Annotated in this window: 19 protein-coding genes; 7 read left to right on the top strand and 12 right to left on the bottom strand. The window is 65.7% G+C overall.

Annotation, left to right across the window (positions count from 1 at the left end; all coding sequences use genetic code 11):
* Positions 1-3: 3 nt before the first annotated feature.
* From NF551_RS08350 to tkt, 3 genes are read right to left on the bottom strand one after another with little or no spacing between them, the layout of a single operon-like run.
* Entirely contained in the window at positions 4-1,620 is a 1,617-nt protein-coding gene (locus NF551_RS08350; protein ID WP_227896734.1) for a glucose-6-phosphate isomerase, read from the bottom strand.
* A gap of 4 nt (positions 1,621-1,624) precedes the next feature.
* Positions 1,625-2,740 (bottom strand): transaldolase, encoded by a 1,116-nt coding sequence (gene tal / locus NF551_RS08355; RefSeq protein ID WP_227896733.1) that lies wholly within the window; start codon positions 2,738-2,740, stop codon positions 1,625-1,627.
* A gap of 20 nt (positions 2,741-2,760) precedes the next feature.
* A complete protein-coding gene (gene tkt, locus NF551_RS08360) occupies positions 2,761-4,950 on the bottom strand; it encodes a transketolase (RefSeq protein ID WP_227896924.1) in 2,190 nt (729 codons plus the stop codon).
* 446 nt (positions 4,951-5,396) lie between these two features.
* On the opposite strand from tkt, the gene NF551_RS08365 reads away from it, so the two are divergent.
* The gene (locus NF551_RS08365) at positions 5,397-6,293 is read left to right on the top strand and encodes a heme o synthase (protein ID WP_227896922.1); all 897 of its coding nucleotides are present in this window, start codon (positions 5,397-5,399) and stop codon (positions 6,291-6,293) included.
* A gap of 462 nt (positions 6,294-6,755) precedes the next feature.
* Here the strand turns inward: NF551_RS08365 and NF551_RS08370 are convergent, their stop codons facing one another.
* From NF551_RS08370 to NF551_RS08380, 3 genes are read right to left on the bottom strand one after another with little or no spacing between them, the layout of a single operon-like run.
* The gene (locus NF551_RS08370) at positions 6,756-7,718 is read right to left on the bottom strand and encodes a COX15/CtaA family protein (RefSeq protein ID WP_227896732.1); all 963 of its coding nucleotides are present in this window, start codon (positions 7,716-7,718) and stop codon (positions 6,756-6,758) included.
* Positions 7,719-7,723: 5 nt separating this feature from the next.
* Entirely contained in the window at positions 7,724-8,467 is a 744-nt protein-coding gene (locus NF551_RS08375) for an ABC transporter permease (protein ID WP_227896729.1), read from the bottom strand.
* On the bottom strand, positions 8,464-9,417 hold the full coding sequence (locus tag NF551_RS08380; protein WP_432418569.1) for an ABC transporter ATP-binding protein: 954 nt from the start codon (positions 9,415-9,417) through the stop codon (positions 8,464-8,466). The genes NF551_RS08375 and NF551_RS08380 overlap by 4 nt, the downstream gene beginning before the upstream one ends.
* Before the next feature lie 154 nt (positions 9,418-9,571).
* Between NF551_RS08380 and NF551_RS08385 the strand changes: the two genes are divergently transcribed.
* The 5 genes from NF551_RS08385 (at position 9,572) to NF551_RS08405 (ending at position 14,334) form a co-directional block, all read left to right on the top strand.
* Positions 9,572-10,318: a helix-turn-helix transcriptional regulator gene (locus NF551_RS08385; RefSeq protein WP_423722066.1), complete on the top strand. Its 747-nt coding sequence runs from the start codon at positions 9,572-9,574 to the stop codon at positions 10,316-10,318.
* Positions 10,318-11,790, top strand: a complete 1,473-nt coding sequence (sufB, locus tag NF551_RS08390; RefSeq protein WP_227896725.1) for a Fe-S cluster assembly protein SufB — start codon at positions 10,318-10,320, stop codon at positions 11,788-11,790. The genes NF551_RS08385 and sufB overlap by 1 nt, the downstream gene beginning before the upstream one ends.
* The gene (gene sufD / locus NF551_RS08395; RefSeq protein ID WP_227896724.1) at positions 11,790-13,133 is read left to right on the top strand and encodes a Fe-S cluster assembly protein SufD; all 1,344 of its coding nucleotides are present in this window, start codon (positions 11,790-11,792) and stop codon (positions 13,131-13,133) included. Before sufB ends, sufD begins: the two co-directional genes overlap by 1 nt.
* 67 nt (positions 13,134-13,200) lie before the next feature.
* A complete protein-coding gene (gene sufC, locus NF551_RS08400; protein WP_227896723.1) occupies positions 13,201-13,968 on the top strand; it encodes a Fe-S cluster assembly ATPase SufC in 768 nt (255 codons plus the stop codon).
* Between the two features lie 36 nt (positions 13,969-14,004).
* Complete coding sequence (locus NF551_RS08405; protein WP_227896721.1) at positions 14,005-14,334, top strand: metal-sulfur cluster assembly factor; 330 nt, start codon at positions 14,005-14,007, stop codon at positions 14,332-14,334.
* 46 nt (positions 14,335-14,380) lie between these two features.
* Here the strand turns inward: NF551_RS08405 and NF551_RS08410 are convergent, their stop codons facing one another.
* Genes NF551_RS08410 through NF551_RS08420 form a run of 3 tightly spaced genes read right to left on the bottom strand, consistent with a single transcriptional unit; the run spans position 14,381 to position 16,319 of the window.
* Positions 14,381-15,010 (bottom strand): energy-coupling factor transporter transmembrane component T family protein, encoded by a 630-nt coding sequence (locus NF551_RS08410; RefSeq protein WP_227896720.1) that lies wholly within the window; start codon positions 15,008-15,010, stop codon positions 14,381-14,383.
* The gene (locus NF551_RS08415) at positions 15,007-15,762 is read right to left on the bottom strand and encodes an energy-coupling factor ABC transporter ATP-binding protein (RefSeq protein WP_423722186.1); all 756 of its coding nucleotides are present in this window, start codon (positions 15,760-15,762) and stop codon (positions 15,007-15,009) included. Before NF551_RS08415 ends, NF551_RS08410 begins: the two co-directional genes overlap by 4 nt.
* Complete coding sequence (locus tag NF551_RS08420; protein ID WP_227896718.1) at positions 15,759-16,319, bottom strand: biotin transporter BioY; 561 nt, start codon at positions 16,317-16,319, stop codon at positions 15,759-15,761. Before NF551_RS08420 ends, NF551_RS08415 begins: the two co-directional genes overlap by 4 nt.
* Positions 16,320-16,674: 355 nt before the next feature.
* Here NF551_RS08420 and NF551_RS08425 point away from each other — a divergent pair, with 355 nt between their 5' ends.
* On the top strand, positions 16,675-18,273 hold the full coding sequence (locus NF551_RS08425) for an ABC-F family ATP-binding cassette domain-containing protein (protein WP_227896716.1): 1,599 nt from the start codon (positions 16,675-16,677) through the stop codon (positions 18,271-18,273).
* Positions 18,274-18,378: 105 nt separating this feature from the next.
* On the opposite strand, the gene NF551_RS08430 is transcribed toward NF551_RS08425, so the two are convergent.
* Genes NF551_RS08430 through NF551_RS08440 form a run of 3 tightly spaced genes read right to left on the bottom strand, consistent with a single transcriptional unit; the run spans position 18,379 to position 19,919 of the window.
* Positions 18,379-19,257: an SURF1 family cytochrome oxidase biogenesis protein gene (locus NF551_RS08430; RefSeq protein WP_227896714.1), complete on the bottom strand. Its 879-nt coding sequence runs from the start codon at positions 19,255-19,257 to the stop codon at positions 18,379-18,381.
* Positions 19,258-19,515, bottom strand: a complete 258-nt coding sequence (locus NF551_RS08435; RefSeq protein WP_227896713.1) for a hypothetical protein — start codon at positions 19,513-19,515, stop codon at positions 19,258-19,260.
* A complete protein-coding gene (locus NF551_RS08440; protein ID WP_227896712.1) occupies positions 19,512-19,919 on the bottom strand; it encodes a DUF3099 domain-containing protein in 408 nt (135 codons plus the stop codon). The genes NF551_RS08435 and NF551_RS08440 overlap by 4 nt, the downstream gene beginning before the upstream one ends.
* Between the last annotated feature and the right edge of the window lie 44 nt (positions 19,920-19,963).

Raw genomic sequence — 19,963 nt, forward strand, 5'->3', positions numbered from 1 at the left:
CAGTTAATTACCGTCCAGATCCTTGATGGTGTCAGCGAGCTGCTCAGATCCCGCAGCCCGGTTCAGCAGGTTCAGCCTCAGGACCGGGCGGCCCTTGTCGGCGAGGACCTGGGCATCTCCGGCTGCCTGGGCCGCAATCAGGTCGCCGAAGCTGAATGGACGCCCCGGGATCGCGACGTCGGTTGCGGGTGCCCCGGTGATTTGCAGGTAGACGCCCTGCGCCGGACCGCCCTTGTGGAACTGCCCGGTGGAGTGCAGGAACCGCGGACCCCAGCCGAACGTCACGGGACGCCCGGTGATTCCGGCCAGTTCCGGGCGCAGCCGCTCGAGATCCGACTGGGCGCTGCGGTCCAGGTAGGCCTGGACACTCAGGTAGCCATCCGCGCCGAGCTGGTCCAGGAGGGCACCGAGTGCTTCCCTAAGGGTTTTCGACCCGCCAAGCAGCTGAGCATCGCCCCGGACCTCGATGTTCCCGTCGACGAACGACGGCGCCACGGGCTCCGGCTGCGCGTCCAGCAGGCCGCGTGCGGCTTTCTTGGCAGCCTCGACGTCCGGCTGGTCGAATGGATTGATCCCCAGCAGGCGTCCGGCAACGGCCGTTGCGTACTCCCACAGCATCATCTGTGCGCCGAGGCTTCCGGAGACGACCACCTGGTTGCCCTCCGGCAGGGCTTCCGCTTCCGGAGAGGTAATCCGGACCACCAGGACATCCGGTGCGCCGGCAAGGGTTTCAGGAGCCTGCGGCTCCGCCACCACCGGCAGCACGCCGGTGCCAAGTTTTCCGGTGGATTCGGCGATGAGCTGCTCCGCCCAGTCGGGAAATCCAACCAGTCCGGAGTCCTCGTCAACGATCACAATCTTGTTCCGCAGCGGATCGGTGCCGCCCAGAGCCGCGCCCAGGGCGAGGCCGATGTTGTCTTCCGCGTTGTCGCTGAGGATCTCCGCCGTATCTTCTGCTTCGTCGAGCAGCGTCTCAATGTCCGCGCCCGCCAGCCCTGACGGAACCAGGCCGAAAGCCGTGAGCGCAGAGTAGCGGCCGCCGACGTTCGGGTCGGCGTTGAACACCGCACGGTAGCCTGCCTCGCGGGCAGCGGCGTCCAGCGGAGACCCGGGATCCGTCACCACGACGATCCGTGAGGCAGCATCGATTCCTGCCTGGGTGAAGGCCTCTTCAAAAACGCGGCGCTGCGAGTCTGTTTCCACGGTGGAGCCGGATTTGGAGGACACCACAATAACGGTGGAGGCGAGGTCCTGCGCCAGGGCGGCAGCCACGGAGTCGGGATCCGTGGAATCCAGCACCGTGAGGTCCACCCCGGCGGTGCCGGTGATGACCTCCGGCGCCAGCGAGGAGCCTCCCATTCCGGCGAGGACCACGCGGTTGACTCCCTCGGCTGCCAGTGCCTGGCGCAGTTCGCGAATCTGTCCCAGCAGCGGCCGGGAGCTTTCGCCCGGGTTTAGCCAGCCCAGGCGGATGGACGCTTCAGCTTCTGCATCGGGCCCCCACAGTGTGGGGTCCTGGGCGAGGAGCCGGGTGGCTACCTCGTCCCGGACCAGGCCGGGAACCTTGGCCTCCACGGCGTCACGGGCAGCTCCTGCTGCTTCAAAGGACAGAGCGGTCATGGGATTAGGCCTCCTGCGCGCTGGTCAGTGCTGCGGACACGGTTTCCAGGAGCTCGCCCCAGGACACCACGAACTTCTCCAGGCCTTCAGTCTCCAAAAGGCCAACGACGTCGTTGTAATCGATGCCGGCACGGTCCAGGTCGTCCAGCACAGCGGCGGCTTCGGCGTATGTTCCGGTGACTGTGTCTCCGGTGATGACCCCGTGGTCGGCAGTAGCCTCGAGGGTTTTCTCCGGCATGGTGTTCACGACTCCCGGAGCCACGAGCTCGGTGACGTAGAGGGTGTCCGGCAGGTTCGGGTCCTTGACGCCGGTGGAGGCCCACAGCGGGCGCTGCGGCCGGGCCCCGGCAGCTGCCAGCACCTGCCAGCGCTCGGTACTGAACTGCTCTTCCCAGACCTGGTAGGCCAGGCGCGCGTTTGCCAGCCCTGCCTTGCCCTTCAGCGCCTTGGCGTCATCGGTGCCGACGGCGTCGAGCCGCTTGTCGATCTCGGCGTCGACGCGGGAAACAAAGAAGGAAGCCACGGAATGGATGGTGGAGAGATCGTGGCCGTTTTCCCGGGCCTGCTCGATCCCGGCCATGTACGCGTTGATGACCTCGCGGTAGCGCTGAAGCGAGAAGATCAGGGTGACATTGACGCTGATGCCGGCGGCAATCACAGCCGTGATGGCCGGGAGGCCTTCCGGCGTCGCCGGGATCTTGATCAGGACGTTGCTGCGGCCGACCTTGTCAAAGAGTTCCTTGGCCTCGTTGATGGTTCCCTGCGTGTCGCGGGAGAGGCGGGGGTCCACTTCGATGGACACGCGGCCGTCAACGCCGTCCGTCGCTGCGGCGACGGGAGCGAAGACGTCGCACGCCTGGAGAACGTCGTCGGTGGTGATCTCGAAGACCGCCTTGTCGACGCCGGCTCCGTTGGCCGCAAGCTGCTGGACCTGTGTCGCGTAAGACTCACCGTTGGCCAGTGCAGCCGCGAAGATGCTCGGGTTCGTGGTGACGCCCACGACGTTGCGGGAGGCGATGAGGTCCTTCAGCGATCCGGAGGTGATCCGCTCACGTGACAGGTCATCAAGCCAGATGGAAACTCCGGCGTCGGAAAGTGCTGCTGTGGGGCTGGAAGTCATAGGGATACTCCTTTTTCCTTTTACTTCTGGTCGCCGGTCTCGGTGGAGGCGGCGCCCGAAGGTGCGGCAGGGGTGCCGGCAGGTGCGGCGTCCTGTCCGTGGACCGCTGCGAGGGAATCCCTGGCAGCCTGGGCGACAGCATCGGCGGTAATGCCAAACTCGTTGAACAGCGTCTTGTAGTCGGCTGAGGCGCCGAAGTGTTCCAGTGAGACCATGCGTCCGTCGTCCCCGACGAACTCGCGCCAGCCCTGGGCGATCCCGGCTTCAACGGAGACGCGCGCCTTGACGGAGCGGGGGAGGACGGCTTCGCGGTAGTCAGCGTCCTGGCGGTTGAACCACTCGACGCTGGGCATGGAGACAACCCGCGCTGCGATGCCTTCTGCTGCCAGCGCTTCACGGGCAGCCACGGCGAGCTGGACCTCGGAGCCGGTGCCGATCAGTACGACGTCGGGAGTAACGGTTTCCCCGTCCCGCACCGCTTCTGCGAGGACGTAACCGCCGCGCGCTGCGCCGTTGGCCGAACCGAAGGATGCTGCGTCGGCTGCGCCGGTGCCCCGTTCCCACGTGGGGACATTCTGGCGGGTCAGGACGATGCCGGCCGGGTTTTCCGTGTTCTCCAGGATGGTGCGCCAGGCAACGGCGACCTCGTTGGCATCCGCAGGACGGACGACGTCGAGTCCCGGGATGGCGCGGAGCGATGCCAGCTGCTCAACGGGCTGGTGCGTCGGGCCGTCCTCGCCCAGGCCGATCGAGTCATGCGTCCAGACATAGATGGAGGGAACGCCCATGAGCGCGCCGAGCCGAATCGCGGGCCGCTGGTAATCGCTGAAGATCAGGAACGTGCCGGAGAAGGCGCGGGTGTTGCTGGACATCGTGATGCCGTTGACGATCGCGGCTGCGGCATGTTCGCGGATGCCGAAGTGCAGCACGCGTCCGTACGGGCCGCCGGACCATGTCCCGGTCTGCTTTGACGCGGGGATGAAGGACGGAGCGCCTTCGATTGTGGTGTTGTTCGACTCGGCGAGGTCGGCCGACCCGCCCCACAGCTCCGGGAGAACCGGGCCAATGGCACTGAGCACCTTGCCGGACGCGGCGCGGGTGGACACGTCCTTGCCTGCTTCGAAGACCGGCAGGCTGTCTTCCCAGCCCTCGGGCAGGGTTCCGGCCTGGATGCGTTCCAGGAGCTTTGCGCCCTCCGGATTGCTCTGGCGCCAGGCTGCGAAGGCGTCGTTCCAGAGGGCGTGTTCCTTCGCGCCGCGGGACACAGCCGCGCGGGAATGCTCCAGGACCTCGTCAGCAACCTCAAACGTCAGCTCGGGGTCGAAGCCCAGCGTTTCCTTCAGGGCTGCGACTTCGTCCTTGCCCAGGGCCGAACCGTGGATCTTGCCGGTGTTCTGCTTATTCGGTGCCGGCCAGCCGATGATGGTGCGCAGCGAAATGATGGACGGCCGTCCGGTTTCGGCCTTGGCCGCAACCAGCGCGTTGTAGAGACCGTCGACGTCTTCCTTGTATTCCCCGCCCGCAGTCCAGTCCACCCGCTGGGTGTGCCAGCCGTAGGCTTCGTAGCGCGCCAGGACGTCCTCGGTGAAGGCAATGTCAGTGTCATCTTCGATGGAAATGTGGTTCTCGTCGTAGATCACAACGAGGTTCCCGAGTTCCTGGTGCCCGGCGAGGGAGGAAGCCTCGGACGTGACGCCTTCCTGGAGGTCGCCGTCGGAGGCGATGACCCAGATAGTGTGGTCGAAGGGGCTGCTGCCAGCCGGGGCATCGGCGTCGAACATTCCACGCAGGCGGCGCTGGGCATAGGCGAAGCCGACTGCGGACGCCAGCCCCTGGCCCAGCGGGCCGGTGGTGATTTCGACGCCGTCGGTGTGGCGGTACTCGGGGTGTCCCGGGGTCTTCGATCCCCAGGTGCGCAGCGACTTGAGGTCATCCAGTTCCAGGCCGTACCCGGAAAGGAACAGCTGGATGTAGAGGGTCAGCGACGTGTGCCCGGGGGAGAGGACAAACCGGTCACGGCCCAGCCAATGGGGATCTGCCGGATCGTGGCGCATGAGTTTCTGGAAGAGCAGATAGGCGGCGGGGGCCAGGCTCATGGCCGTCCCGGGGTGTCCGTTGCCAACCTTTTCGACGGCGTCAGCTGCCAGGACGCGGATAGTATCCACTGCCTTGCTGTCGGTCTCGGTCCAGGTCAGGTTCTGCTCTTCCAAATGTGGCACGTTTACCGGGCCCCTCTCTGCTGCGGATGAACGGTGCCCCTGGCACCGGAAGCGGCGTCTGCCGCTCCAAACCGGATGTTGCGCTGAATCGTTGCCGGACAGCTGCACTGTTCAGCCCGGTCCGGCGGCTCAATCACTGTTGCCGGACCCGCTGGTTGCACACGCTGCGCACAGCACTTTTCAGTGCGGCGGCAATGTCCGTTCCAACCTTATCCCGAAGGCCGTGCCAATGGGCGTATCGTGTCGGGCAAACCGGTGATAGGGGCACCGTTGGTCTGCACTGCCGGGCGACGAGGGAGGAAGGGCGCTTCTGCTTCGTTTTCTACAGGGGATAGAGGTTATGATGAACTCGGACTTTTCCAGCCCAGACAGGACTAAGTGATCGTTTCGTGAGTACGCAGCATGCCCCCGCCGAGGTTCCGGTGTACGCCGGAAAAATGAGCGTGGGACGTAAGCTACGGGCCTACGTGGCGCTGACGAAGCCGCGCGTCATTGAGCTCCTGCTCGTCACGACCCTTCCCACCATGTTTTTTGCGCAGGGTGGCGTTCCGTCCGTCTGGCTGATGGTCTCGACGATGGTTGGCGGCGCACTGGCCGCGGCCAGTGCCGGTGTCTTCAACTGCTACATCGACCGGGACATGGACCGGCTCATGCGCCGGACCGAGAAGCGTCCCCTTGTGACCGGCGAGGTCAGCCCCCGTGAGGCGCTCGTCTTCGGCTGGGTGCTTGGCATCATCTCCATCGCGCTGCTCTGGTTCGGCGCCAACCCGCTCACGGGCCTGCTGGGCCTCGGTGCGATCCTGCTCTACGTCGTCTTCTACACGCTGATCCTCAAGCGCCGCACCACGCAGAACATTGTCTGGGGCGGAGCGGCCGGCTGCATGCCGGTACTGATTGCCTGGGCCGCCGTGACCAACACGGTGGAATGGCCCGCCGTCATCCTCTTCATGGTGATCTTCCTGTGGACGCCGCCGCATTACTGGCCGCTGTCCATGAAGTACGGGGAGGACTACCGCAACGCCTCCGTGCCGATGCTCGGCGCAGTGGCCGGAGCCAAGCTCGTCTCCGTGCAGGTGGTGCTCTACGCCTACGCCACGGTGGTCTGCTCCCTGCTGCTGATTCCCGTGGGCGGAGCCGGCTGGGTCTACACCGCCGGTGCCGTCCTGAGCGGCGGCTGGTTCCTGGTCGAAAGCCATCGCCTGCATTCCCTTGCCCAGCGCGGGGACGTGACGGACAAGTCGGCCATGAAGGTCTTCCACGGCTCGATCAGCTACCTGACCATCCTCTTCCTGGCCCTGGCCATCGATCCCTTCGTCGGCGGTCCGCTCTTCTAGCAGATTCGCCCTGCGGCCTAAGCGGCCCGCGGCACCCTGACCAGGGACCACTCCGCGCTGCTGGCCCGGGTCACTGTCGGTTTCGGCGTCACCTTCGGCGAATTGATGACCGCGCCGTCGGCGCCGCCCCGCCGTGAATCAGGAAGCCGGGGCTGAGCCTTGGAATCGGAGGTGTCCTTGCAGCGGGCCTGGCCGCAGCCCATCCGGCTCTCGCACTCGTTGGGGCAGCGACGCCCTGCTGGTGTGGATCTTTATCCCGGGGCACGGTGATAATCGGCCCCGCCGGTAAAGGTCCTTGCCGGAGGCTTCTGGAAGTTCGTGATCTCGATGCCGGACGATGAGACAGCCGTCCGCGCATGTGCGCTGGTGAACGCCTACCGTGCTAAGGCGGCGGACACGGCTGCACGCTAAGCCGGCGGCCTGGCTTCGGCAGCCTGCGGCAGCCTCTGCGCCGCTGCTGTCCTATGCCTTGGGACTCTGTTCCGGAACCTTTCGGGAGAACCCGGTGTAGAACACCTGTGCAGCAGCAGCCGTCATCAGCGAAGCCCCCAGCATGTGCAGTGCCACCAGGGCGATTGGCAGCGCCAGGAAGTGCTGCGCGTAGCCAATAACGGCCTGGGCCAGCACGACGGCGGTGAAGAGCAGCAGGGAGCGCTTGAACCGGACATCCACGGTACGCCGGTAGACCAGGTACAACGCGACAATAAGCGTGAAGACCAGCAGGTAGACGGGAACGACGTGGATCCGGGTCATCAGGTCCGGGTCCAGGTTGTTGCGGGCTGCGCCATGGTCTCCGGCATGCGGGCCGGCGCCGGTGACGATCACGCCCAGGACTACGGTAATGGCTGACAGCACCGCAATAGCCCAGACCACGGGACGCAGGGTCCGTCCGGCCAGCGGCTCGTGCCTCTCTGCGAGCTGGCCGGGGCTCAGCCAGGCCCGGTTCACCAGGACAACCGCCACGGCGATGATGATCATCGACACGATGAAGTGCAGGCCCACAACCCACGGATTCAGGCCGGTCCAGACCGTGATGCCTCCGATAAACGCCTGCGCCGGGATGCCGGCCAGGGCGGCAACCGAGAGCCGCATCAGGTCAGGGCGCGCAGAACGGCCCTTCCAGACTGACGCCAGCATGCCGAACGCAATGGCGGTGAGCACGAACGTCAGCAGCCGGTTGCCGAACTCGATCACCCCGTGGATGCCCATCTCCGGCGTCGCGACCAGTGAATCGGCAGTGCAGAGGGGCCATTCCGGGCAGCCCAGCCCCGAAGCGGTCAGCCTGACGGCACCGCCGGTAACGACGATGCCGATGTTGGCCACCAGGGTGGCGACCGCCAGGGAACGGACCAGTCGGCTCGTCGCAGGCCCGGCAGCCGGTTCGGCAGCACGCGCAGCGGACGTGGGGGCGGGGGTATTCGGCACGGGTACTAACTCCATTTGAACCAGCGGACGGCTGCAAGACCGCCCAGGATTGTCCACGCCAGCAGGATGAGCGTGGCGGAAAGGTTGAACTGCGCTTCGAGAAGCGCCGACCTCAGCACATCCCCGAGGGCGGCTGAAGGCAGTGCCTGGATCCAGGGTTGCAGATCGGCAGGGAGGCTGGCAGCCGGAATGATGATGCCGCCGATTCCTGCGAGCAGGATCCAGAGCAGGTTGGTGATGGCCAAAGTGGCTTCGGGCCGCACGGTTCCGGCGACCAGCAGCCCCAGGGAGGTGAAGGCCACGGCCCCCAGGACCAGCAGCGCAACTGCCAGCGGGATGCCCGGCAGCGAGGGCTGCCAGCCCATGAACAGGGCGACGACGGTGACGAGCACGGCCTGGATGGCGAGCACAGACAGCACAGCGATGATTTTGCCGGCGATCAGTCCGGCACGGCCCAGGGGAGTGGTGGAGAGATACCTCAGGACTCCGTAGCGGCGGTCGAATCCGGTGGCGATGCCCTGCCCGGTGAACGCCGTGGACATGGCGCACAGCGCCAGCACCCCGGGAACAGCGGTATTGACCCGCGACGATCCGTACGCATCCAGCAGGGGCGTGACGCTGAGTGCAATCAGGCCAAGCAGGGGGAGTACGACGGCGAGAATCAGCTGCTCACCGTTGCGCAGCATGGTCTCGGCCTCGTATTTGCCTTGATTGAAGACCCGGACCGGCAGGGAAGCTGGTGCGCTCATCGGATTTCCCTTCCGGAAAGTTCGAGGAAAACGTCCTCAAGCGTGCGGGAGGCCATGTGGATGCTGTCCGGCAGTATCCCGGCGTCATTCCACCATACGGCCAGGTTGACCAGGTCGGCGGGCGCGAACGTGCCCCGCAGGGTGTAACTGCCTGGCGCCTCTTCCGTCAGTATCAGGTGATCCAGGGCCGGAACTGAGAGGCTGAGGCCGGCAGGCGCGGTGAAGGTCATTTCCCGGCCGGCTGCATGGTCAGCAGTTCGGGCGGTCAGTTCGGCAACGGTGCCCCGGGCGACCGTGCGGCCGGCATCGATGATGTAGACGTAGTCGGCGAGCTTCTGGGCATCGTCCAGCAGGTGAGTCGTCAGGATGATGCCCAGGCCCTCATCCCGCAGTTCCTGGATAAGCTCGAAGACGATCTGGCGTGACTGCGGATCAAGACCGGCGCTCGGTTCGTCGAGGAAAAGGACTTCGGGGTTCCCCACCAGTGCTGCGGCAAGGGCCACGCGCTGGCGCTGCCCGCCTGAAAGCCGGCGGATGCCGGTCTTCGCGAAACTGCCGATTCCCAGCCGGTCCACCAGTGAGTCGACATCGCGGGGATCGGCATACATGCCGGCGATATGGCGCAGCAGGGCCACCGGCCGGGCCGACGGCGGAAGGCCGCCGTCCTGGAGCATCACTCCGGCCCGCGCGCGAAGGTCCGCTCCGGCTCCATAAGGGGCTTGGCCCAGCAGCAAAACCTCACCGCCGTCGATGGGCTGCAGGCCCTGGGCACATTCAAGGGTCGTCGTTTTTCCGGCTCCGTTCGCCCCCAGCAGGGCCGTAACCTGCCCCCGCCGTGCGGTGAAGTCCACGCCGGCAAGGACGCGGATCATTTTGCCGTCGAGACCGGGAACAGGACCGCAGTCCCGAATGAGGCCGGTGATAGTCAGGCAGGGGTCGTCGTTAGGCACGCCCATATTCTACGTTAGGTAGTAGTTTCTCCTCGCCCTTTCCTCCCGGGCTGCCCTCCCGCGGGGAAGCCTCGCCTTAGTAGCCCTGCGGAATGGATTAGGTCATGATTGTGTTGTGTATTCTGTGAAGAGTTCAGCGACGCCGGAACCGCCGGTGGCAGCCAAAGAGTCCGAAGAGCGCACCCGGGACCGCGTCCTGGGTGCGGTGCTTGAACACGGCCCCGTCAGCGCCGCCGAACTCGGCGAGCGGCTGGGTTTCACACCCGCAGCAGTTCGGCGGCACCTTGATGCACTGGATCGGCAGGGACTGATCGAAGTCAAACGTGTCTCTGCGCCCGGCGCCGGTGCCGGCCGCCCCGCGCGGCGATACGTTGTTTCCCAGCAGGGACAGTCGTACCTCGGCAATGACTACCTCACGATTGCCGCTGAGGCTCTCCGCGCGCTGGGCCAGGCTGCCGGGCCGGAAGCCATTGAGGCCTTTGCCGCTGCTCGCTTTGCGAAGATGGAGGAAAGGTACCGCCCGGTCATCGAGGCTGCCGGTGACGCCGTCGAGGACAGGGCGCAGGCCCTGGCCGCAGAACTCACGAAGGACGGCTTCGTCGGTTCGACAACCATGATCGGCACCAGCCGGACGCCCAGCACCTTGCTGAGCGTGCAGCTGTGCCAGGGGCACTGCCCCATCCAGGCGCTGGCCAGCGCCTACCCCGTCTTCTGTGACAAGGAGACCGAAGTTTTCTCGCGGCTGCTGGGAGTGGATGTGCGCAGGCTGTCCACTCTGTCCCGCGGCGGGCACGTTTGTACGACCCACATCCCAGTGGGGCGTTCCATGGCTGCGCCCCACCAGCCGGTGGGATCCGCAACAACCCAGTCCACATCCACTCATCAGCAAGAAAGGCCGTGATGACGGATCAAGTAACCCGGAAGGCCGAGGCACCGCAGGTGCCCGACTCCGTGATTTCAGACATCCTGGAAAAGAACCCCGAACTCGAGGGCATTGGCACCTACGAGTACGGCTGGGCCGACTCAGATGTCGCCGGGTCCAACGCCCGCCGTGGCCTCTCCGAGGAGGTTGTCCGTGACATTTCGGCGAAGAAGAACGAGCCGGAATGGATGCTGGACCTGCGTCTGAAGGGCCTGAAGTACTTCGACCGCAAGCCCATGCCCACATGGGGTGCAGACCTCTCGGGCATCGACTTCGACAACATCAAGTACTTCGTGCGCTCCACCGAGAAGCAGGCGAAGACGTGGGAAGACCTGCCCGAGGACATCCGCAACACGTATGAGAAGCTCGGCATTCCCGAAGCTGAGCGCGGCCGCCTGGTTTCCGGCGTCGCTGCCCAGTACGAGTCCGAGGTTGTCTACCACCAGCTCCGCGAGGACCTGGAACGCCAGGGCGTGATCTTCCTGGACACCGACACCGCGCTGAAGGAACACCCGGAGATCTTCCAGGAGTACTTCGGCACCGTCATTCCCGTGGGCGACAACAAGTTCGGTTCGCTGAACACTGCAGTCTGGTCCGGCGGCTCCTTCGTGTACGTCCCGAAGGGCGTCCACGTCGAGATCCCCCTGCAGGCCTACTTCCGGATCAATACGGAAAACATGGGCCAGTTCGAGCGCACGCTGATCATCGCCGATGAGGACTCCTACGTCCACTACATCGAAGGCTGCACCGCGCCGATCTACACGTCGGATTCGCTGCACTCGGCAGTTGTGGAAATCATCGTGAAGAAGGGCGCCCGCGTCCGCTACACGACCATCCAGAACTGGTCCAACAACGTGTACAACCTGGTAACCAAGCGGGCCATCGCCCACGAAGGTGCCACCATGGAGTGGATCGACGGCAACATCGGTTCCAAGGTGACCATGAAGTACCCGGCCGTCTACCTGGTTGGTGAGCACGCCAAGGGTGAGACCCTGTCCATCGCCTTCGCCGGCGAAGGCCAGCACCAGGACACCGGCTCCAAGATGGTTCACATCGCGCCGAACACCAAGAGCTCGATCATCTCCAAGTCCGTGGCCCGCGGCGGCGGCCGTGCTGCGTACCGCGGCCTGGTCCAGGTCCGTGAAGGCGCCAAGAACTCCGCCAATACCGTGCGCTGCGACGCACTGCTGGTGGACACCATCTCCCGCTCGGACACGTATCCGTACGTGGACATCCGCGAAGACGACGTCACCATGGGCCACGAGGCCACGGTTTCGCGCGTCAGCGAGGAACAGCTGTTCTACCTCATGTCCCGCGGCCTTCCCGAGGACGAGGCCATGGCCATGATCGTGCGCGGCTTCATCGAGCCGATCGCGCGTGAACTGCCGATGGAATACGCCCTTGAACTCAACCGCCTCATTGAACTCCAGATGGAAGGAGCCGTCGGTTAATGTCGAAGCTTAATGACGTTGCTGAAAACGTAGTCGAGACCGTGGCCGAAAAGGTCAGCAGCGCAGTGGAAGGCGTCAAGGCACGTATCGGGGCTCCGTCCGGAGACCGCCGCGTCCGCATTGACGGCTTCACCGAAGAGGGCGAAAACCTCTCTCCGCTGAATGAGTCTTCCCCGGTCCTGGGCGGCGACAGCAGCAAGTCCCACAGCCACGGCGCAGGCGCCGGCATTCCCGACAGCTCCCGTGCGGGACGCATGACGTCCTTCCACCGGGCGGACTTCGGCAAGCTCACCGGCCGCGAAGAGGACTGGCGGTTTACCCCGCTCAAGCGCCTGCGCGGCCTGCACACCGAGGAACTGACCGGCACAGCCCCCGAGGTCGCCGTCGTCGCCCCTGAGGGCGTCACTGTGGCCGGAATCGGACGCGATGACTCCCGGATCGGAACTGCGGGCATCCCCGAAGACCTGGTTGCCGCTGCTGCCTGGGAAGCCTTCACCGAAGCCACCCTGGTCAGCATTCCCAAGGACACCCAGGCCGAAGGCACCGTGACGCTGTCCATCACGGGCGCCGGCACGGATCCCGCAGCGCAGCACATCCTGATCGAGGCCGGTGCCTTCTCCAAGGCGGTCGTCGTCCTGGACCACAAGGGTTCGGCCACGCTGTCCCAGAACGTGGAAATCCTCGTCGGTGACGGCGCGGAACTGACGGTCATCTCGGTCCAGGACTGGGACGACGACGCCGTCCACGCTTCTGCGCAGTACGCCCGGATTGGCCGCGACGCACGCTTCAAGCACGTCGTCGTCAGCCTCGGCGGCGACCTGGTGCGCGTCACGCCGTCCTCGAAGTTCACCGCCACCGGCGGCGACGTTGAAATGTTCGGCCTGTACTACGCCGACGCCGGCCAGCACCTGGAACAGCGCCTCTTCGTGGACCACGCAGTTCCGAACTGCAAGTCCCGCGTCATGTATAAGGGTGCGCTGCAGGGCAAGGACGCACACACCGTCTGGGTTGGCGACGTGCTCATCCGCAAGGAAGCCGAAGGAACGGACACCTACGAGGTGAACCGTAACCTGCTGCTCACCGACGGCGGCCGTGCCGACTCCGTGCCCAACCTCGAAATCGAGACCGGACTCATTGAAGGCGCCGGCCATGCCAGCGCCACCGGCCGGTTCGACGACGAGCACCTGTTCTACCTGATGGCCCGCGGCATCCCCGAGGACATCGCACGCCGCCTCGTCGTGCGCGGCTTCCTGAACGAAATCATCCAGCAGATCCGGGTTCCGGAGCTGGAAGAGCGCCTCACCGCCGCCGTCGAGCGTGAGCTCGCACAGGTTGAGAACTAAGCACTCTTCCCCCAACACAGAACCTGCAGACCGCACCGCACGCGTGCAAAGAGAAAGCGAACAACGCATGTCCACTCTTGAAATCAAGGACCTTCACGTCAGCATCGAGACCGATCAGGGCTCGAAGCAGATCCTGAAGGGCGTCAGCCTGACCATCAACACCGGCGAGACCCACGCCATCATGGGCCCCAACGGCTCCGGAAAGTCGACCCTGGCTTCCACCATCGCCGGCCACCCCCGCTACACGGTGGACAGCGGCTCCATCACCCTGGACGGCGAAGACGTCCTGGCGATGAGCGTCGACGAGCGTGCCCGGGCCGGCCTGTTCCTGGCCATGCAGTACCCGGTTGAGGTTCCGGGTGTCACCATGACCAACTTCCTGCGGACCGCCAAGACGGCGCTCGACGGTGAAGCTCCGTCCCTGCGCCACTGGACCAAGGACGTCAAGGCCGCCATGGCCCAGCTGCGCATCGACGCCGACTTTGCCCAGCGCAACGTCAACGAAGGCTTCTCCGGCGGTGAGAAGAAGCGCGTGGAAATCCTCCAGCTTGAACTCTTCCACCCGAAGTTCGCAATCCTCGACGAGACCGACTCCGGCCTGGACGTGGATGCGCTCAAGGTTGTTTCCGAAGGCGTCAACCGGGAGCATGCCGAAGGAAAGATGGGTACGCTGCTGATTACGCACTACACGCGGATCCTGCGCTACATCAAGCCGGACCACGTCCACGTCTTTGTTGACGGACGCATCGCCGAGCAGGGCGGCCCGGAGCTGGCCGACCGGCTGGAAGAAGAGGGCTACGACCGGTTCACGAACGCCGGCGCAGCCAGCGCCTGAGCCTGAGCGCAGCGCCGGAAGGAGAAGGAGCACAATATGACTGACGCCAACCTGGCCCAGACATCCCTTGAGGATGTCGAAGAGGCCCTGAAAGACGTTATCGACCCCGAACTGGGTGTCAACATCGTTGACCTGGGCCTGCTGTACGGACTCAAGTACGCCGAAGACGGCGCCCTTCTCATCGACATGACGCTCACGACTGCGGCCTGCCCGCTGACGGACGTCCTCGAAGAGCAGACCGCCAAGGCCCTGGAGGGGGTCGTGGACGAGTTCCGGCTGAACTGGGTCTGGATGCCGCCGTGGGGTCCGGAAAAGATCACCGACGACGGACGTGACCAGATGCGGGCCCTCGGCTTCAACATCTAGGCACTGACCTGCAAAAAGGGCGGGCACCAGACATGGTGCCCGCCCTTTAGCGTTCCCGCTCCGGCTCGGGCTCGCCGATGCCGCGGGCCGCGAGGGCGTCTCCGGTCTGCTGGGCGTAGGCGACGGCGCGGATCACGACAGGCACCGCCAGGGCCCGGGGGTTGCGTTCCAGGCCCCGCGCCTTCGCGGAGTCCCGCACGTCGGCGGCCGAACCCATCAGGTAAGGAATGCTGCGAAGCATCAGTGCCAGGGCCAGGCCAAACCGTTCGGGGTCCGCTCCAAGGATCCGGAGCGGACGTACCAGGGCGACCGCGCCGTCGAGCAGCTGCGGTACGGGAACCGTGAGGAGCAGCAGGCGTGCTGCCGCCACGCAGACGGCGATGTTTCCCGCCACGGTCACGGCAGCCGACGGGCCCGCCGACCACCACTGGAATCCGCCGACCAGCGCCAGCACGGGCCACATCAGCTTCAGCGGGCGTACCAGTTCTCCCGGCAGGTACGCGGCCGCATATGCCGCAGCTGTCAGCACGGCTGCCACTGCAGTGGCCAGCGGGTTCGCGAGCACCAGTGTAGTGATGGAACCCGCGGTGACGAGGGCGGCCTTGAAAGCCAGCGGGGCCTTGTGGACAGTGCTGTTCCCGGGGCGGTAGTCGCCGAGGTGCCTGCTGCTCCTCACGGGAGGACCCCGTCAGCGGGATCGGCGGGCACCGCAGGCTCAATGGGCTCGGGTTCCCGGGCCGCCGCCAGCCGGTAGGCGGCGATGGCTTCCTCCGCCGGTCCGTCGAAGACAACGCCGCCGTCATCAACCACCAGGACCCGCTCGGCATCGGCGGCAAACTCCAGGTCATGCGTGGTGTAGATGACCTGCTGGGGGAGCGCGGCCAGGATGGAGCGCAGCCGGGCGGTGTTCCGAAGATCCAGCAGGGTGCTCGGCTCATCCGCCACCAGGACGGCCGGATCCGTGGCAAGCACAGCCGCCAGGGCCATCAGCTGGCGTTCCCCGCCGGAGAGATCGTAGATACTGCGGTCGGCCAGGGGCAGGAGTCCAAAGCGCCGAAGGACCTGCTCGGCCGCACTGCGTCGCTCTCGCGCGTTCCGCACGCTGCGGCGAAGCGAGAGTTCGACGTCGTCCCGGCCCGTGGGCATGACCAGCTGCGAGAGCGGATCTGTGAAGACAAATCCCACGCGGCTGCGCACCAGTGCGCCCTGGCGGGCCGTGTCTGCGCCGTCGACGCTGACGCTGCCGGAAGAGGGGAGCAGCAACCCGTTGATCAGCCGCAGGAGAGTGGACTTCCCCGACCCGTTGGCGCCTATGACCGCAATCCGCCGCTCCGCCAGCTCAAGCGAAACCGGACGCAGGATCGTTCTCCCGCCGGGACCTGCATCCGGAGCCTCTACCGACGCGGCAGAAAACCGGATCGCCATCAGCGGCGTGCGTTCTTAATCCCGGGCACCAGGCGCGGGAACGCAGCGAAGACACTCACTGCCGCTGCCGCGGCCGCCAGGTTCTTGACGACGTCGCCGGGCCAGAAGGCCATGTCTGCTGCCAGGGCAGCCGGGAAGGAGAGCCTGGCGTTCAGCATCATGCCGGCAATGCCCAGGGGGTGGATGATGAATAAACTCGTCCCCAGTCCCGCCGCAAACAGCACCGCAAAGCGGGCCCGCCGGATACGGGGCAGCAGCAGGCGCACCAGAAGTCCGGCGACGAGCGCTGCCAGGGGGAAAGCCAGCAGGAAACCGGCCGATGGTCCGGCCAGGACACCGACGCCGGAACTGAATCCGCTGAAGACAGGAAGGCCCGCCAGCCCGGCCAGCACATACAGACCTGCCGCAGCAGCGCCGCGGGCCGGTCCAAGCACCATGCCCGTGAGGATGACCGCCAGCGTCTGCAGGGTGACCGGGACGCCCGCGGCAAGGGGAATCCCGGGAATGAGCGAGAAGGCCGCGATCAGGGCGGCGAAGACGGCGACATAGGACAGGTCCACAGCACCCCACCCCCGCGGAGATGGCAGAAACTGCACGTTAGGGGCCTCATTCGCGCCGTTTCTACCATCTCGATGGGAGGAGTCCCCGGGGGAGGTGTCCGGGACGGGCGAAGCTGCCGCGGACGCGGGAGGCTCGGGAGCAGCAGGCATTCGGGCTCGTTTCGTGGTTCCTGCAGGAGTCGGGTCAAGACCCGGGAGATTAGGTCCGGTGAATCCGAGACTAACCCCGCACCACGGGGCCGGCCTTTGTCGGGTTCCTACAAACTGCGGGTTACCGGTAGACTTGGAAGGCTGCCTTCGCAGATTCCGCGTACCACGCGCTTCCAATCCATTTCCTTCGAAAGGTCCCTCCTTAGTGATTGCCGTATCTGAACTCGAGCTTCGTGCCGGTGCACGCCTGCTCATGGAAGCGGTCTCATTCCGTGTGGACAAGGGAGACAAGATTGGGCTGGTGGGCCGCAACGGCGCCGGCAAGACGACACTGACCAAGGTCCTTGCGGGTGAGACCCTGCCTGCCGGCGGGCACATCAAGCGCACCGGGGACATCGGCTACCTGCCGCAGGACCCCAGGACTCCCGATATGGAGCAGCTGGGCCGGGACCGCATCCTCTCCGCGCGCGGCCTGGACAAGGTCATGACGGCGCTGAAGAAGTGCCAGGATGAGATGGCCAGCGACGATCCCAAGGTCTCCCAGAAGGCAATGAACCGCTATGACCGGCTGGAGGCGGAGTTCCTGTCCGCCGGCGGCTACGCGGCCGAGTCTGAAGCGGCAACAATCTGCGCCAACCTCGCGCTCCCGGACCGACTGCTGAACCAGCCGCTGAAGACGCTGTCCGGCGGCCAGCGGCGCCGTGTTGAGCTGGCCCGCATCCTGTACTCGGACGCCGAGACGATGCTCCTGGACGAGCCCACCAACCACCTCGACGCCGACTCGATCGCCTGGCTGCGCGAGTTCCTGAAGAACCACACCGGCGGCCTGATCGTCATCAGCCACGACACCGGGCTGCTCGAAGCCACTGTCAACAAGGTCTTCAGCCTCGACGCCAACCGCGCCACCATCGACATCTACAACATGGACTGGAAGCGCTACAAGGTGCAGCGCGAGACCGATGAGCGCGCCCGCAAGCGTGAACGCGCCAACACCGAGAAGAAGGCCAGCGTCCTGCTCGCCCAGGCCAACAAGATGAAGGCCCGCGCGTCCGGCGCCTCCGCCGCACAGAGCATGCTCAAGCGTGTTGACCGGCTTATGGGAGGGCTTGACGCCGTCCGCGCTTCCGACCGCGTGGCTGCCCTCCGGTTCCCGGATCCCGCACCTTGCGGCAAGACTCCGATGATGGCCGAAGGACTTAGCAAAAGCTACGGCTCGCTGGAAATCTTCACCGACGTCGACCTCGCAATCGACCGCGGTTCCAAGGTGGTCATCCTGGGGCTGAACGGTGCCGGCAAGACCACCCTGCTGCGGATGCTCGCCGGCGTGGATGCCCCGGATACCGGCCGCATCATTCCCGGCCACGGACTGAAGGTCGGCTACTACGCCCAGGAGCACGAGACGCTGGACACCGAGCGCACCGTCCTGGAGAACATGCGCTCCTCCGCACCGGACATGGACGACGCCGAGGTCCGCAGCGTACTCGGCTCCTTCATGTTCAGCGGCGACGACGTGGACAAGCCTGCCGGAGTCCTCTCCGGCGGCGAAAAGACCCGCCTGGCGCTGGCCACGATCGTTGCCTCGTCGGCGAACGTACTGCTCCTGGACGAACCGACCAACAACCTGGACCCGGCCTCCCGCGCCGAAATCCTGGGCGCACTGAGCACCTACTCCGGTGCCGTCGTCATGGTCAGCCACGATGAGGGCGCAGTCGCTGCACTGAACCCCGAACGCGTGGTGCTGCTCCCGGACGGCGACGAGGACCACTGGAACGAGGGCTACTTGGAGCTCGTGACCCTGGCCTAGTCCGCCCGGACCCCTTAAGCCAAAGGGCCGCTGCTTCCCCGAGGGGATGCAGCGGCCCTTTGGCGATTCCCGGGGGCACAGCCGCCCGGGAGCGCCCTTCCGGAACTAGAAGCCCTGCGAGTCCAGCAGGGCGTCCTCTTCCTCTTCACCGGTAGGCCCCCGGCGCTTCCGGACCGGGCGCGTCCGCCGCGGTGCCGGAGCCGCCGAGTGCAGCTCATCGGCGTCGTCGTCTTCCCACTCCTCGTCCTCGCCGGATTCGATCCGGTTCCAGGCTTCCTGCCGGGCCGCATAGCCCAGCCCCACGAAGAACAGCAGCCCGAAGGCGTACCACTGCAGGGCGTACGAAAGGTGCGGACCTTCGTCCAGGGAGGGTTTGGGTGCAGCCTGCGGGCGGGTCTCCGGCGCCGGATCCTCGGTATCCATCAGGACATAAGCAGCCTGTTCCAGGGGATAGCCGAGCTGGGATTCATACTCAGCCAGATCGATCGAAGCGAGCTGCCCGGCAGGAGCACCGCGCAGCAGTGCCGGTTCCGCAGGCTTGAGGCGGGCCGTCACGGTCACTTCGCCCTCCGGGGCGGCGGGAACCTCATCCGGCCACCCGGCTTCATTATTGCCGATGGCGAGCCAGCCCCGGTTGACGGCAACGGCGGTTCCGTCTTCCAGCTTCAAGGGCACCAGGACTTCGTAGCCCGGGCGGCCGTTCAGGGGGCGGTTGCGCACAATGCGCTGATTGGCCGTGTCATAGACACCGGTCATTTCCACCGGCAGCCACTCGGCTGACGGGTCGAACTCCTCGAAGTAGCGGGCAGCTTCGGCGAACGGAACAGGATCGGCTGAGTAATTGGTTTCCACCCAGCCGATGTCCTCCTTGATGGCGTCCCTGCGCTCCAGCTGCCACGTCCCGAGGAAGGCGCAGATTGCGGCCAGCGCGCAGACGAGGGCAAACCAGCCAAGCCAGCGGCTGGAAAGGAGGAACTTGTACATCTATGCGTTGTCGCTTTCGCTAACCGGGGCCCCGGGAAGGGGCAGTGTTTCTTTCCAGAGGGAGCGGACCTGCAGGTATTCCTGCAGCCAGCCGCGGTGATCTTCGCAGGCGAGCCAGATCTTGCGGCGTTCCGGCGGATGGATCCGCGGATTGTTCCACAGCAGCTGCCACGCCGCGTCCGCCCGGCATCCTTTGCGGGAACAGCGCGCGTGCTCTTCGGCTCCGGGGTCTCCGGACAGTTGGTCAAGCAGGTTCATGCGGATGCGCTCCGGCCGTCCGTGCCGTCGATGTCCGTGCCGTCGTCGTCGATGATTTCGCCGGAGAGGACTGTCGTCTCGGGGGAGTCCGCTGCTTCGGGGGCCCTCGCCTCCAGGGCAGGGGCTGGAGCGTCCGTATAGGGGGAGTCCCCCGCTTCCATGTTCCGGGTGTCACTGCCGCCGTTGGCGATGACGACGGCGAACCATGGCAGCACGACGGCGCCCGCGATCACCACCCACATCATCCAGCCATGGACAAAAAAGAGCAGGAAAAGGCAGACCATGCGGATGCTCATCGACACGGTGTACTTGACCATGCGCGAATGCATCTCATCCGTGTGGGCCGTACGGGCATCCGTAATCCGCGGAATACCGCCGCCGGCCTTCTTCAGTCCCTTTATCATCACTCTCCAAACAAGTTTCCCCATTGTCTCACTGACGGCGGTGT

Origin of the sequence: Arthrobacter caoxuetaonis, from assembly GCF_023921125.1 — a bacterium.
In the GTDB taxonomy this organism is placed as follows: domain Bacteria; phylum Actinomycetota; class Actinomycetes; order Actinomycetales; family Micrococcaceae; genus Arthrobacter_B; species Arthrobacter_B caoxuetaonis.

Excerpts from the sequence above, each read along its gene's own strand:
- sufB (WP_227896725.1), top strand. The coding sequence starts at position 10,318 with ATGACGGATCAAGTAACCCGGAAGGCCGAGGCACCGCAGGTGCCCGAC.
- NF551_RS08430 (WP_227896714.1), bottom strand. The coding sequence starts at position 19,257 with ATGTACAAGTTCCTCCTTTCCAGCCGCTGGCTTGGCTGGTTTGCCCTC.
- sufD (WP_227896724.1), top strand. The coding sequence starts at position 11,790 with ATGTCGAAGCTTAATGACGTTGCTGAAAACGTAGTCGAGACCGTGGCC.
- NF551_RS08350 (WP_227896734.1), bottom strand. The coding sequence starts at position 1,620 with ATGACCGCTCTGTCCTTTGAAGCAGCAGGAGCTGCCCGTGACGCCGTG.
- NF551_RS08435 (WP_227896713.1), bottom strand. The coding sequence starts at position 19,515 with ATGAACCTGCTTGACCAACTGTCCGGAGACCCCGGAGCCGAAGAGCAC.
- NF551_RS08365 (WP_227896922.1), top strand. The coding sequence starts at position 5,397 with ATGAGCGTGGGACGTAAGCTACGGGCCTACGTGGCGCTGACGAAGCCG.
- NF551_RS08375 (WP_227896729.1), bottom strand. The coding sequence starts at position 8,467 with ATGAGCGCACCAGCTTCCCTGCCGGTCCGGGTCTTCAATCAAGGCAAA.
- NF551_RS08405 (WP_227896721.1), top strand. The coding sequence starts at position 14,005 with ATGACTGACGCCAACCTGGCCCAGACATCCCTTGAGGATGTCGAAGAG.
- NF551_RS08440 (WP_227896712.1), bottom strand. The coding sequence starts at position 19,919 with ATGATAAAGGGACTGAAGAAGGCCGGCGGCGGTATTCCGCGGATTACG.
- tal (WP_227896733.1), bottom strand. The coding sequence starts at position 2,740 with ATGACTTCCAGCCCCACAGCAGCACTTTCCGACGCCGGAGTTTCCATC.
- sufC (WP_227896723.1), top strand. The coding sequence starts at position 13,201 with ATGTCCACTCTTGAAATCAAGGACCTTCACGTCAGCATCGAGACCGAT.